General features: G+C 72.3%; 13 protein-coding genes. 7 read left to right on the top strand and 6 right to left on the bottom strand.

The window, feature by feature from the left end:
• Positions 1-16: 16 nt before the first annotated feature.
• The 4 genes from M2283_RS18070 to M2283_RS18055 are packed head-to-tail and all read right to left on the bottom strand — an operon-like array spanning position 17 to position 3419.
• Positions 17-1069: an NAD(P)H-dependent flavin oxidoreductase gene (locus M2283_RS18070; RefSeq protein WP_280877285.1), complete on the bottom strand. Its 1053-nt coding sequence runs from the start codon at positions 1067-1069 to the stop codon at positions 17-19.
• Positions 1066-1806: a CoA-transferase subunit beta gene (locus tag M2283_RS18065; RefSeq protein ID WP_280877284.1), complete on the bottom strand. Its 741-nt coding sequence runs from the start codon at positions 1804-1806 to the stop codon at positions 1066-1068. Before M2283_RS18065 ends, M2283_RS18070 begins: the two co-directional genes overlap by 4 nt.
• A complete protein-coding gene (locus tag M2283_RS18060) occupies positions 1803-2651 on the bottom strand; it encodes a CoA transferase subunit A (RefSeq protein ID WP_280877283.1) in 849 nt (282 codons plus the stop codon). The genes M2283_RS18065 and M2283_RS18060 overlap by 4 nt, the downstream gene beginning before the upstream one ends.
• Positions 2652-3419, bottom strand: a complete 768-nt coding sequence (locus M2283_RS18055; protein ID WP_280877282.1) for an enoyl-CoA hydratase family protein — start codon at positions 3417-3419, stop codon at positions 2652-2654.
• Positions 3420-3472: 53 nt separating this feature from the next.
• Here M2283_RS18055 and M2283_RS18050 point away from each other — a divergent pair, with 53 nt between their 5' ends.
• Together M2283_RS18050 and M2283_RS18045 are read left to right on the top strand one after the other, a co-directional pair.
• Entirely contained in the window at positions 3473-4249 is a 777-nt protein-coding gene (locus M2283_RS18050) for an SDR family oxidoreductase (RefSeq protein ID WP_280877281.1), read from the top strand.
• 1 nt (position 4250) lies between these two features.
• Positions 4251-5156, top strand: coding sequence for an SDR family oxidoreductase (locus M2283_RS18045; protein ID WP_280877280.1), 906 nt, complete (start codon positions 4251-4253; stop codon positions 5154-5156).
• Positions 5157-5186: 30 nt separating this feature from the next.
• Here the strand turns inward: M2283_RS18045 and M2283_RS18040 are convergent, their stop codons facing one another.
• Complete coding sequence (locus M2283_RS18040) at positions 5187-6107, bottom strand: hypothetical protein (protein WP_280877279.1); 921 nt, start codon at positions 6105-6107, stop codon at positions 5187-5189.
• Positions 6108-6271: 164 nt separating this feature from the next.
• Between M2283_RS18040 and M2283_RS18035 the strand changes: the two genes are divergently transcribed.
• Complete coding sequence (locus M2283_RS18035) at positions 6272-7066, top strand: S1 family peptidase (protein WP_432423092.1); 795 nt, start codon at positions 6272-6274, stop codon at positions 7064-7066.
• Here M2283_RS18035 and M2283_RS18030 read toward each other — a convergent pair.
• The gene (locus M2283_RS18030; protein ID WP_280877278.1) at positions 7063-8835 is read right to left on the bottom strand and encodes a glycoside hydrolase family 35 protein; all 1773 of its coding nucleotides are present in this window, start codon (positions 8833-8835) and stop codon (positions 7063-7065) included. The two genes, M2283_RS18035 and M2283_RS18030, sit on opposite strands and share 4 nt — an antisense overlap.
• Positions 8836-8949: 114 nt before the next feature.
• Here M2283_RS18030 and M2283_RS18025 point away from each other — a divergent pair, with 114 nt between their 5' ends.
• The 4 genes from M2283_RS18025 (at position 8950) to pepN (ending at position 13484) form a co-directional block, all read left to right on the top strand.
• The gene (locus M2283_RS18025; RefSeq protein WP_280877277.1) at positions 8950-9834 is read left to right on the top strand and encodes a helix-turn-helix domain-containing protein; all 885 of its coding nucleotides are present in this window, start codon (positions 8950-8952) and stop codon (positions 9832-9834) included.
• A 26-nt stretch (positions 9835-9860) separates the two neighbouring features.
• Positions 9861-10211 (top strand): chorismate mutase, encoded by a 351-nt coding sequence (locus M2283_RS18020; protein WP_280877276.1) that lies wholly within the window; start codon positions 9861-9863, stop codon positions 10209-10211.
• A gap of 149 nt (positions 10212-10360) precedes the next feature.
• Positions 10361-10912 carry a response regulator gene (locus tag M2283_RS18015; RefSeq protein ID WP_280877275.1) on the top strand — a complete coding sequence of 184 codons (552 nt, stop codon included), beginning with the start codon at positions 10361-10363 and terminating at the stop codon, positions 10910-10912.
• Between the two features lie 85 nt (positions 10913-10997).
• The gene (gene pepN, locus M2283_RS18010) at positions 10998-13484 is read left to right on the top strand and encodes an aminopeptidase N (protein ID WP_280877274.1); all 2487 of its coding nucleotides are present in this window, start codon (positions 10998-11000) and stop codon (positions 13482-13484) included.
• The last annotated feature ends 115 nt before the right edge of the window (positions 13485-13599 follow it).

Below are 13599 nucleotides of genomic sequence, written 5' to 3'. Positions count from 1 at the left end.
GTCATGACTCGCACGGTCATCGGGCGGCCGTGAGCCGCTCGGTCACCGCGTCCGCGTCCTTCATGATCCGATCCACCAGCTCCGCGCACGAGGGCAGGTCCCCGATCACCCCGGCGACCTGCCCGGACGCCATCACCCCGAGGTCCGTACGGCCGTCCACCATCGCCGACTTGAGCAGCATCGGGGTGTTCGCGGCGAGCAGGACCTGGCTCCAGGTCAGCTCCTTGCCGTGCTTCATGGCGAGTCCGTCACGGACCAACTGCCGCCAGGTGAGCCCGGACAGCTTCCGGAACCCGGCCGCCCGACGGAGGGCGTGCAACAGGGCTTGCGTCCGGCCCGAGTTCTCCAGGGAGTCCACCAACTCCGTGCGCAGCATGCGGTGCGGCAGACCGTCCACCGCCGTGGTGACGGTGACGTCCTTCACCGTCGCCGCCAGATACCTGGCCTTCACCGCGTCCGGCACCGTCGAGTCAGAGGTCAGCAGGAACCGCGTCCCCATCGCGACCCCGGCCGCCCCGTAGGCCAACGCCGCGACCAGCCCACGCCCGTCGAAGAAGCCGCCCGCCGCCACCACCGGGATGTCCACCGCGTCCACCACCTGCGGCAACAGCACGGTCGTCGCCACCTCACCGGTGTGCCCACCGCCCTCCCCGCCCTGCACGATCACGGCGTCCGCGCCCCAGGCCGCGACCTTCTCGGCATGACGCCGGGCGCCGATCGACGGGATCACGACCACACCCGCCGCCTTCAGCTCGGCGATCAGCTCGGGGGAGGGGGCGAGGGCGAAGGACGCGACCCGGACCCCCTCCTCGATCATGATCCGCACCCGGTCGCCCGCGTCCGACGCGTCGGCGCGCAGATTGACCCCGAAGGGCTCCTCCGTACGGGACTTGACCTCCCGTATCGCCTCGCGCAGCCGGTCCGTGGTCATGGTCGCGGAGGCCAGGATGCCCAGCGCACCCGCGTTCGCCGTCGCCGAGACCAGCCGCGGGCCCGCCACCCAGCCCATCCCGGTCTGCACGATCGGATGCCGCACCCCGACCAGGCGGGTGAGCGCGGTCTCCCTCACGAACTCACCTCCCTGCCACGGGAGCCGGCCGGGTCGATCACCTCGCGGATCAACCGCAGCTCCTCGGCGGTGGGTTCGCGGGTCGGCGGTACCTCGTCCGGGACGGTCAGCTCGAAGCCGGTCGCCTCCCTGACCTGCTCCACCGTGACGCCCGGGTGCAGCGCGGCCAGCCGCATCGAGTGGTCCGGAGTGGCGAAGTCGAAGACGCCCAAGTCGCTGACGACACACGGGATACGGTGGTGACGCGCGCCGTCCGCGTGGTCGTAGCCGACTCCGCAGATCATGTCGACCTTCTCCACGAAGACCCGCCGGGAGTGCCTCGGGACCCAGTAACTGGTCGGGTTGTTCAGGGTGTTGATCGGCGCTCCGCGCACCCCGAGCAGCTGCCGTTTCGGCCGCTCCCAGTCGCCGATGCACGAGATGTTCTGGTTGCCGAACCGGTCGATCTGGCTCGCGCCCATCATCACGTGCCGCCGGCCGCTCGCGACCAGGGTCAGATGCTGCCGGTACGGAAGCCAGCCCTCGGGTGTGCCGTCCGGGCGGACGATGGTCGCCTCGCCGTCGGTCAGCAGCAGGTCGGGCGAGAAGGTGAGCCGGGCCAACCGCGCGCCCACGGACGGGATCAGGCCCATCGGGCTGGCCAGGATCTCGCCCCCCTCCCGCCAGGCCTCGGCGCAGGCGATCACGCAGTACTCGGCGCGGGTGGGCGGGGCCAGCGGGTCCCGGGTGACGGTCATCGCTGCTCCTCGTGCCAGGCCTGGACGGCCGACTGGTAGGCCTGTTCGTCCCCGTCGAGGAAGCGGGCCGCGAACTCCGGCCAGGGCGTGGTCGCGTACAGCTTCTGGAAGGCCTCGTCCCGGGCGCTGTCGGGCGCGCTGGAGGTGAAGTGCGCGCCGCTGGGCACCTCGACGACCCCTGTCACCGTGTGCCGCTTGACCAGGAGGGTCTGCGGGGCCGCCTCCTTCGTCAACTCGGCCGTGTCGACGATCCGTTCGCAGGAGAGGTACGCCGTGTCCGCCGCCTCGCAGAAGAGGTCGTCGAAGTACGGGTCAGGGCCCAGGTACTGCCCGTTGCCCAGCCGGTCGGCGCGGCTCACGTGCACCAGGGCCGCGTCCATCCGCAGGGCCGGCATCGCGACGAACGTCTCGCCGTCGTCGTACGGTGAAGCGACCGTCCGCAGACCGGGGTTGACCCGCATCACGTCGGAGCCGAGACCGGCCCGCACCGGCAGGAACGGCAGCCGGTTCGCCGCCGCGTGCAGGCCCCACATGAACATCGCCTCGTCGATCTCCATCAGCTCGAAGGCGCCCCGCTCGCGTGCCGCGCGGTAGTTCGGCTCCAGCGGGATCGAGTCGAGGGTGACGAACGCGGCGACCAGTTTGCGGATCCGGCCGGCCGCGGCGAGCATCCCGACGTCCGGGCCGCCGTACGAGACGACGGTGAGGTCGGTGACGTCGGAGCGCAGCAACGCCCTTACCAGGGCCATGGGTTTGCGGCGCGAGCCCCAGCCGCCGATGCCCAGGGTCATGCCGCTCTCCAGGTGGGAGACGGCCTGGTCGGCGGTCATTGTCTTGTCACTCACCTAAGCCCCCTGGTTCCCTTCGTTGCCGAAGGTGTCGCGCACCCGGTCGGCCACTCCGACGGCGCTCGCCTCGAAGGTGAAGCCCTGCTCGAAGCGGTAGCTTCGGCGCACGTCGACCGGGTCGATGCCGTTGATGGCGGCCTTGGCCAGGCGCAGCAGCTCCCCGTCCTTGGCGGCGATCTCCCGTGCCAACTCCAGCGCGGTGTGCAGGAGTTCGGCGCGCGGTACGACCCGCCACACCGAGCCGTGCGCGTGCAGCTCGGCCGCGGTCGCCGTGCGCGAGGTGTAGTACAGGGCGCGCATCAGGTGCTGCGGGACCAGCCGGGACAGATGCGTCGCCGCGCCCAGGGCGCCGCGGTCCAGCTCGGGCAGCCCGAAGGTGGCGTCCTCGCTCGCGACGATCACGTCCGCGTTGCCGACCAGCCCGATGCCGCCGCCCAGACAGAAGCCGTGCACCGCCGCGACCACCGGGACCTCGCACTCGTACACGGCCGCGAAGGCCTCGAAACAGCCGCGGTTGGCGCCGACCAGCGCGCTCGGCCCCTGCGCCTGGAGCTCCTTGATGTCCACGCCCGCGTTGAAGCCCCGGCCCTCGGCGGTGAGCAGCACGCAGCGCGTGCGTGGGTCACGGCCGGCCGCGCGCACGGCGTCGGCGAGGGCGAACCAGCCCCGCACCGGCAGTGCGTTCACCGGTGGGAAGTCGACCGTGACGACCGCGATGCCATCTTTTTCCGGCCCGTTTTCCGGGGACGAGGTGGAGACACCCATGCGCGCATCAGCTACCTTTCCACCAAACGTTTGTTAGGTGGAGGGTAGCGGCGATGGATCTGAACGGGAAGGTCGCCGTCGTCACGGGCGGCACCCGAGGCGTCGGGGCCGGGATCGCGCGGGCCTTCGTCGAGGCCGGCGCCGAAGTGGTGACCTGCGCGCGCAGACCACCCGAACAGCGCGTCAAGGGAACGGAGTTCGTCTCCCTCGACCTGCGGGACCCGGACGCCGTACGGGAGTTCTTCGCCGGTCTGCCCCGGCTCGACGCGCTCGTCAACAACGCGGGCGGCGCGCCCTACCGGCCGCTCGACCAGGCCCCGGTGGAGTGGCACGCGCGCGTGATCGAGCTCAACCTCACGACCGCGCTGGGCGCTTCGCTCGCCGCGTACGAGCATCTTCGGCGCGCGCAGGGCTCCGTCGTGATGATCGGCAGCGTCAGCGGCGGCCGGCCCTCTCCGGGCTCGGCGGCGTACGGGGCGGCCAAGGCCGGTCTGGAGAGTCTCGCCCGCTCGATGGCCGTGGAATGGGCGCCGGAGGTACGGGTCAACACCCTCGTCGTCGGCATGGTCCGCACCGAGCTGTCCCATCTGCACTACGGCGGCGAGAACGGCATCGAGGCGGTCTCCCGCACGGTGCCGCTCGGCCGGCTCGCGGTGCCCTCCGACATCGGCGCGGCGGCGGCCTTCCTCGCCTCCGACGCGGCGGCGTACATCAGCGGGGCGAGCCTGCTGGTGCACGGGGGCGGGGAGGCGCCGGCGTTTCTGGACGCGGCCACCGCCAACAAGGAGGCCGTCCATCAGGAGACGTCAACTCCCAAGAAGGAGGCGTGAGATGAGCGGAATCTGTCACGGCCGGGTCGTCGTCGTCACCGGTGCCGGACGTGGGCTCGGCCGGGCCCACGCGCTCGCCTTCGCGGCGGAGGGCGCGCGGGTCGTCGTCAACGACCTGGGCGTCGGGCTGGACGGTTCGCCGGGCCCGGACAGCCCGGCCGCGCAGGTGGTTGACGAGATCCGTGCGGCCGGCGGCGAGGCGATCGCCCACGGTGGTGACATCGCCACCACGGAAGGGGCGTCCTCCCTGGTCACCGCCGCGTTGGAGGCGTACGGCCGACTCGACACCCTCGTCAACAACGCGGGCTTCCTGCGCGACCGGATGCTGGTCAACCTCGACGAGGACGACTGGGACGACGTCGTACGCGTCCACCTCAAGGGCCACTTCCTCCCGCTCAAGCACGCCGCCGCGCACTGGCGGGCCGAGGCCAAGGCGGGCCGCACACCGACCGCGCGGGTCGTCAACACCAGTAGCGGAGCAGGGCTGTTGGGGTCGGTCGGGCAGGGGAACTACAGCGCCGCCAAGGCCGGCATCATCGGGCTGACCTTGGTCGCCGCGGCCGAACTCGCCCGCTACGGCGTCCAGGTCAACGCCATCGCCCCCGCGGCCCGCACGCGTATGACGGAACGCACGTTCGCCGAGACCATGGCCGCCCCCGGCGCCGGTTTCGACGCGATGGCCCCCGAGAACGTCTCCCCGCTCGTCGTCTGGCTCGGCTCGGCCGCCAGCGCCGGGGTGACAGGGCGGGTCTTCGGGACGGAGGGCGGGCAGATCACGGTCATGGAGGGCTGGCGGCCGGGGCCGAGTGCGGACAAGGGCGCGCGGTGGAGTCCGACGGAGGCGGGGGAGACGGCGCTGAAGCTGCTGGCGGAGGCGGAGACGCCGGGGGCGGTGTACGGGGCGTAGACGGCCCCCTGAGAGGCGCATTCTGTCCGCCTACGTATCGCACTCCAACACCGTCCGGCACAGCCCGCACCGCGCCCTGACCCGCCCCTTCACCGGCACCCTGATCCGCTGATGGCAGGTCGGACAGGGGAACGACACCCGCAAGGGGCCGTGGTCGCCGGGAGTGCCGTCGGGCGTGAAGGAGTACCGGACCTCCGGACCGGCGGAGCCGGACGCGGGGCCGGTGTGGTGGGCCTGCGCATGCCGCCGGTCGCGGGCGTACCGCCGCCGCCCCGCCCAGCCCGCCGCCGTCAGCGGGGGCTGCTGCTCGTCGTGGCGGGCCTTGGTCATGCCGCGGTTGTAGGCCTCGTAGGCCTGGGGGCTGGTGAACCAGATGGACGGGTCCTCGCCGAAGACGAGGGCACGCTTCGCCAGGACGTAGCCGAACTCCTCCGGGGTGAGGTAGCCCAGCTTCTGGGAGGAGGCCGCGTCCTCGCGGTAGGCGTCGAGCAGCAGCCAGCCGGCGCCGAGATAGGTCGTCGCCGTGTCCGTGAGGATCTCGTTGTCCCGGGTGCCGGGGAAGGACAGGTCGAGGCGGTGCAGATAGACGTGCATGACCTCGTGGGCGAGGGCCGCGCCGATGTCCCGGCGATGGGTGCGGAAGCGGTCGTTCAGCTCGATGAAGTACTCGGGCCCGGCGGCGAGTTCGACGTTCGCCGCATGCGTCATCTCGCGGAAGCCGACGATCATCCGGGCGTCGGGCAGGCGGTAGTGCCGGACCAGTTCGCGGGCCACGCGCTGGGCGCCCAGATGCAGGTCGTCGGTGTCGGCGAAGGCCACGTCGGCGGGGAGCACGCTGGTCGAGAAGGTCTGGACGGTGTCGTACGACAAGCGCTTGTAGAGCGCGGTGATGGCGGCCCGCACCGTCTCCAGGTGTGGGTAGCCGTGCTCGACCGGTCCGTCGTTCGCCACGTCCGACCCCCTTCAGACGTCCTGAACCCGATTCCACTCTACGGGGAGGTGAGCGGAATCTCCCGGGTTGGGTTCCGCAGCCCGGACGTGAGGTCCCCCCTTGTCAAAAGGCCCATTCGATCTTCATAATGCGGGCCGCCCAACTTGCCACGAAAGGATCCACGTTGACCTCCACCCCGCCCAGGAGAACCCGCCCGACCCTGGGGCGCAGAGCCGCGGCCGTCGGTGTCGTCGCCCTCGCCGCGGCCGGCCTCCAGCCCGTGAGTGCGCAGGCCGCGCCCTCGCCCGTCGTCGGAGGAACGCCCGCCGGGTCGAGCGAGTTCCCGTTCATGGTCCACCTCTCCATGGGCTGCGGCGGAGCGCTCTACAAGAAGGACGTCGTGCTGACGGCCGCCCACTGCGTATCGGGTTCCGGGAGCAACACCCGGATCACCGCCACCGCCGGGGTCGCCGACCTCACCTCGGCCGCCGCGATCAAGGTGAAGTCGACCAAGGCCAAGCAGGCCCCCGGCTACAACGGCGTCGGCCGGGACTGGGCGCTGATCAAGCTCGCCCGCCCGATCGACCTGCCCACCCTGAAGATCGCCACCAACACCCAGTACGACCGGGGCGTCTTCACCATCGCCGGCTGGGGCGACACCGAGGAGAACGCCAACACCGGCTCGACCAAGCTCCTCAAGGCGACCGTCCCCTACGTCCCCGACACGCAGTGCAGGTGGCACTACGGGGACGAGCTGGTCCCCAAGCAGGAGCTGTGCGCCGGTTACCCCCAGGGCGGCGTCGACACCTGCCAGGGCGACTCCGGCGGGCCCATGTTCCGCAAGGACGCGGCCGACAAGTGGGTCCAGGTCGGCATCGTCAGCTGGGGCGACGGCTGCGCCCGTCCCGGAGTGGCCGGTGTGTACACGCAGGTCAGCACGTTCGCGGCCGACATAGCGAAGGCGGCCAACGCCCTCTAGGGGGAGCCGCGACGGCTCGGCCGGACGGGCCGCAGCCGCACCGCCTCCGGTGCCGCCTCCTCCACCTCCAGCACCCACACCTCGTTGACGCCCTCCCGCAGCACGGGACCGGGCACGTACAGCGACCGCTGGGGGCCGGCGGACCAGTAGCGGCCGAGGCCGAAGCCGTTGATCCACGCGAACCCCCGGGTCCAGCCCGGCAGTTCGAGCCGGGCGTCCCCGGCGCCCCGCACCGTGACGGTGCCCCGGTACAGCCCCGGGGCGCCGTCCCCGGGCAGCTCCCCGAAGGGCACCGCCCCGACCTCGTCCAGTGCGTCCAGGCGCAGCCCACGCGCGCGTACGTCGTGCAGGAACTGCCGCTCGTGCAGCAGCCCCCCGGTGATGCCCTTGGATTCGCCGGTGCGCGGCCCGTAGTTGACCCGCCCCAGGGACTCCACCCACAGCTCCACGCGCGCGTGCCCGGCAACGGGCTCCTTCAGCCGCTCGTCGCCCTCGGCGAGCACCCCGGCCCGCTCCCCGTCGACGTAGACCACCGCCAGGTCGCGCAGCCCGCGCGCGGTCAGCGGGTACGGCTGCCGCGGCCCCGGCACGGTCACCGCGTACCGCACGAGTCCCCGGTCCACGTCCAGCTCCTCGAAGGTCGGCGGGACGGGCGCCGCGACCTCCGGGCCACCCAGCGTGTCCAGTACGACGTCCAGGGGCGCCCAGCCGGTCAGGTGCGCGTCGGTGTCCGCGGCCAGCCGCGGGGGCGCCGGCGGCGGCTCGGGCGGCGGGCCGTCGGCGTACTCGGCGAGCACCTCCCTGAAGCGCCGGTACTTCTCCGTGGGCCTGCCGTACTCGTCGATCGGCGCGTCGTAGTCGTAGGACGTCACGTCGGGCTCCAGCGGGCCGTCGTGCAGGGCGCCGCCGCTGCGGTTGGCGCCCGCCCAGCCGCCGAAACTGGTGCCGCCGTGCGCCATGTAGAGGTTCACCGAGGCACCGCACTCCAGGATCTCGCGCAGGGCGTCCGCCGCGTCGCCGGCATCCCGCACGACGTGCTCGGCGCCCCAGTGGTCGAACCAGCCGCACCAGAACTCCATGCACATCAGCGGTCCACCGGGGCGGTGCCGGCGCAGCGCCTCGAAGGCGACGCGCGCGTGGGAGCCGAAATTCACCGTGGCGAGGACACCGGGTAGCGAGCCGCCGGTCAGCATGTGGTCCTCGGGGCCGTCCGAGGTGAACAGCGGGACCGTGACGCCGCCCGCCCGCAGGAGCTCGGCCAGCCGCTCCAGGTAGGCCGCGTCGGAGCCGTAGCTGCCGTACTCGTTCTCGACCTGCACCATGATCACCGGGCCGCCCCGGTCGATCTGCCGGTCGGCGATCTCGGGCAGCAGCGCCCCGAACCAGCGCTCCACCTGCGCCAGGAACCGCTCGTCACGCGTGCGCACCCGCGCGCCCAGCTCGCCCGTCACCCAGTGCGGCAGCCCGCCGTTCTCCCACTCGGCGCAGATGTAGGGCCCCGGCCGCACGACCGCCCACAGCCCCGCCTCCCGGGCCGCGTCGAGGAAGCGGCCAAGGGCCTGTACGTCCTGGAACTCGCCGGGCCGCGGCTCGTGCAGGTTCCAAGGCACGTACGTCTCCACGCAGTTGAGGCCCATCGCCCGCAGCATCGCCAGCCGGTGACCCCACTGCGCCTCGTGCACCCGGAAGTAGTGCAGCGCGCCGGACAGCAGCCGCACCGGCCGCCCGGCCAGCAGAAAATCCGTGTCCCCCACCGTGAACTCGCTCATGTGCCCAGCCTCACCCCTGGCGGCGATCACCGTCCATGGACAAAGATCGCCGCTACTTGGACTGGCAGGCACGGCGCCCGCCGACCGGCACGCAGGGCAGGGAGAGGACCGCGGATGTACCACACCTGGATGCGGTTCTTCACGCCCGGACCGGCCCACCACCGGCTCGGCCTGGTCTGCCTCGGCGTCGGCCTGCAGTACGGCGCCCTGCCCACCGTCGGCCCCCGCACCCTCGACCACCACGTCGCCGTCGTGGTCAACGCGGGCGCCGGCTGGTACCTGAGCCCCGACGGCCGCCGCACGACCGTCACCGCGCCCGCCCTGCTCTGGCTCACCCCGGGCGTCCCGCACCACTACGCGCCGGACGCCGAGGGCGGCTGGGACGAGGGGTTCGTCGACTTCACCGGGCCCGCGACCGCCACGTACACCGAACTCGGCTACATCGAACCGGACCGGCCCGTCGTGCCCCTCTCGGACGCCACGGGCGCGCGTGCCGTCATCGGCCGCATGGCCCGCGCCGCCCGCCGCGACAACCCGCTCCTGGAGGTGGAGACCGGCGCCGCCGTCCACGAACTCCTCGTCGCCCTGCGCCGCGCCCGCGCCGACCTCGCCCCCGACGGCGAGGCCGTCCTCAAAGCCCTCGCACGCGACGCGTGTCTGCCGCTGTCGGTCGCCGACCACGCGGCCAAGCACGGCATGACCCCGGCCGAACTGCGCACCGCCGTCCGCCGGGGCGCCGGCTGCAGCCCCAAGGACTACCTCCTGGGCATCCGCCTCGGCCGCGCCAAGGAACTGCTCGCCACCACCGAACTGCCCGTCGCCGCCGTCGCCCGCCGCGTCGGCTACGACGATCCCGCCTACTTCTCCCGCCTGTTCACCCGCCGCGTCGGCATGGCCCCCGTCCGCTTCCGCGCCCAGCAGTTCCGGACCGTCCCCGGCGGCTGGAGCAACCAGGTGCCCGACCCCGCCGATCCACCGGTGATCGGGCGGAACCGGTGAGCCCAGGTCACGTAGGGTGGACGCCCATGACCACCAGCAACACCGGTACCGGTGACGTCGATCCCGCCGTCCGCGAGGAACTCGCGCGGCTGCGCGACAGCATCGACAACATCGACGCGGCCGTCGTCCACATGCTCGCCGAGCGCTTCAAGTGCACCCAGCAGGTCGGCCTTCTGAAGGCGGCGCACCAACTGCCGCCCGCCGACCCGGCCCGCGAGGCCCGCCAGATCGAGCGCCTTCGCACCCTCGCCGAAAGCGCCAAGCTGGACCCGGCCTTCGCTGAGAAGTTCCTGAATTTCATCATCGGCGAGGTGATCCGCCACCACGAGCGCATCGCCGAGGACGTCGTGAACGGTTCGACGCCCGCGGGGAATTGACCTCGGGGGATGCCCGGAGGACGGCGCGGAGGGCGTGACAGACGGGCCCGGGCGGTGCATGCTTCTGTGCACTCCTTGTCAGCCGACGGCCACACCCCGTCAGCGACCCGGACCTAGACTGGTGGACCACGCGGGAGGGACACCGGGCCATGCCGTCGGACGCCAAGATCCTCATCGTCGACGACCACGAGGACACGCTGTACGCGCTGGAGAGTGCCCTGGCGCCGCTGGGCTACCGGCTCGGCCGCGCCACCAGCGGTGACGAGGCGCTCAAGCAGGTCCTGCGCGGACAGGTCGGCCTCCTGCTGCTCGACGTCCGCATGCCCGGCGTCAGCGGCCTGGACGTGGTGCGCTACCTGCGCCGCCTGGAACAGACCCAGCACATCCCGGTCATCCTGCTCACCGGCTTCGGCGCGGACCACGAACTGACCGCCGCCGCCTTCGCCCTGGGCGTCGCCGACCTCGTCATGAAACCCGTCGACCCCTGGTCGCTGCGCACCAAGGTCCGCTACCTGTACGACGCCCACCAGCGCCACCTCGCCCTGGAGCACGAGGTCCGCGAACTGCGCGCCCTGGTCAAGGACCACGACCCCGTCGCCGTCGGCGCCCGCCCCGCCCGCCCCGCCCGCCCCCACCCCGATCCCCGTGTCCCGCCGCAGCGCGACGTCGAGCAGCCGGCGACGGCACAGGACCGGACATAGCGGGGCGCCGATCGACGTACCGGATGTAGGACGCGTACCGGTCCGCCTCTGTGCCTTGTCGGTGCCATCAGGCAGCATGTCGTGCATGTCCGTACTCACGCGCGACGAAGCGCAGACCCGTGCCCGTGTCCTCGACGTCCACCGCTACACGATCGACCTCGATCTGACGGTCGGGGACGAGCACTTCGACTCCCGGACCGTCATCCGGTTCACGGCCCGCGCGGACGCGGACACCTTCGTCGAGCTCAAGCCGGCCGAACTGCGCGCCGCCGTCCTCGACGGACAGCCCCTCGACCCGGGCACGCTCGACGAGAACCGGCTGCCGCTGAGGGACCTCACCGAGGGCGAGCACGAGCTGCGCATCGACGCCGTCATGGCCTACTCGCGCACCGGCGAGGGCATGCACCGCTTCACGGACCCCACCGACGGCGAGACCTACCTCTACACCCAGCTGTTCATGGAGGACGTCCAGCGCGTCTTCGCCGCCTTCGACCAGCCCGACCTCAAGGCCGTCTTCGACCTCACCGTCAAGGCCCCCGAGGGCTGGAGCGTGCTGGCCAACGGCATCACCGAGGACCTCGGCGAGGGCCGCTGGCAGGCCGCCCCCACCCCGCTGATCTCCACCTACCTCGTCGCCGTCGCCGCCGGCCCCTGGCACTCCGTGCGCACCGAACACCGCGGCCTGCCCTTCGGCATCCACTGCCGCCGCTCGCTCGCGCCGTACCTCGACGCGGACGCCGACGAACTCTTCGAGATCACCCGGCAGTGCTACGACCGCTACCACGAGAAGTTCGAGGAGCCCTACCCCTTCGACTCCTACGACCAGGCGTTCGTCCCCGAGTTCAACGCCGGCGCCATGGAGAACCCCGGCCTGGTCACCTTCCGCGACGAGTTCGTCTACCGCTCCGCCGTCACCGACACCGAGCGGCAGACCCGCGCCATGGTCATCGCGCACGAGATGGCCCACATGTGGTTCGGCGACCTCGTCACGCTGCGCTGGTGGGACGACATCTGGCTGAACGAGTCCTTCGCCGAGTACATGGGCTACCAGACCCTCACCGAGGCGACCCGCTTCTCCGACACCTGGACCGACTTCGGTGTCGCCCGCAAGTCCTGGGGCTACGACGCCGACCAGCGCCCGTCCACCCACCCCGTCGCCCCCGAGGCCGTCGACGACACGGCCTCCGCCCTCCTCAACTTCGACGGCATCTCCTACGCCAAGGGCGCCTCCGCGCTGCGCCAACTCGTCGCCTGGCTCGGCGAGAAGGACTTCCTGGCCGGCATCAACACCCACTTCGCCCGCCACCGGTTCGCCAACGCCACCCTCGCCGACTTCATCGACTCCCTCGCCTCCGCCACCGAGCGCGACGTGCACGCCTGGGCCGACGCCTGGCTGCGCACCACCGGCGTCGACACCCTCACCCCGGCCGTGGCCCCCGGCGACGACGGTACCTGCGCCCTCACCGTCGAGCGCGCCGGCAGCCGCCCGCACCGCATCAGCGTCGGCCTCTACGACCAGGACCCCGCCGACGAGGGCCGCCGGCTCGTCCTGCGCGAGCGCCTCGACCTCGACATCCCGCAGAGCGCCCCGCAGCCCCTCGGCAAGCGGCCCGCGCTGCTCCTGCTCAACGACAGCGACCTCACCTACGCCAAGGTCCGCTTCGACGCCGAGTCCTTCCAGACCGTCCGCACCAGCCTCTCCGGACTGCCCGACCCGCTCACCCGCGCGGTCGTGTGGAACGTCCTGCGGGACGCGGTCCGCGACGGCGAACTCCCCGCCACCGCCTACCTGGACGCGGCCCGCGCCCACCTCCCGCACGAGACCGACCTCGCCCTCGTCCAGGGCGTCCTCGCCTTCGCGTCCGCCCAGGTCACCGACCGCTACATCACCGCCGAGGCCCGCCCGGTCGCCCTCGCCACCCTCACCGACCTGTGCCGCGACCTGATCCGCCGCACCGAGGACGGCGACAACGCCGGCCTGCGGCTGGTCGCGGTCCGGCACTTCATCGACGTCGCGGCCCAGCCCGAGACCATCGCCGCATGGTTCGCCGAGGGCACCGTGCCCGGCGGCCCGGAGCTCGACCCCGAGCTGCGCTGGCGGGTCCTGGGCCGGCTCGCCGTCCTCGGCGCCACCGACGAGGCCGCCATCGCCGCCGAGCTCGACCGCGACCCCTCCGCCACCGGCCAGGAGGGCGCCGCCCGCTGCCGCGCCGCCCTGCCCGACCCCGAGGGCAAGCGCCGCGCCTGGGACGCGATGTTCGCCTCCGACGACCTCTCCAACTACCTCTTCACGGCCACCGCCCAGGGCTTCTGGCAGCCCGAACAGGCGGACCTCGTACGGGAGTACGTCCCGCGCTACTACGAGGACGCCGTCGCCGTGGCCGCCCGCCGCGGCCCCGCGATCGCCGTCGCCGTCGGCCGCTGGGCCTTCCCCGCGTACGCCGTCGACGCGGAGAACGTCCAGTTGGGGGAGGGGTGCCTGCGCGACGCGGACCTGACCCCGGCCCTGCGCCGCCGACTGGTCGACGAACTGGACGACCTGGCTCGGGCGTTGCGGGTGCGGGAGGTCTGACCGACAGGACGCACGCGGGACTGTGGGGTGGGCCGGGGCACGAAATCGGCCCACCCCAACACGTTTTCCCCGTACGGAAGTACCTTCTTTCGGGTTTGAATCGTTGAACTTTTCG

It is taken from the genome of Streptomyces pseudovenezuelae (assembly GCF_029892565.1).
GTDB lineage: Bacteria > Actinomycetota > Actinomycetes > Streptomycetales > Streptomycetaceae > Streptomyces > Streptomyces pseudovenezuelae_A.
This window is presented reverse-complemented; position numbering and strand designations above follow the sequence as displayed.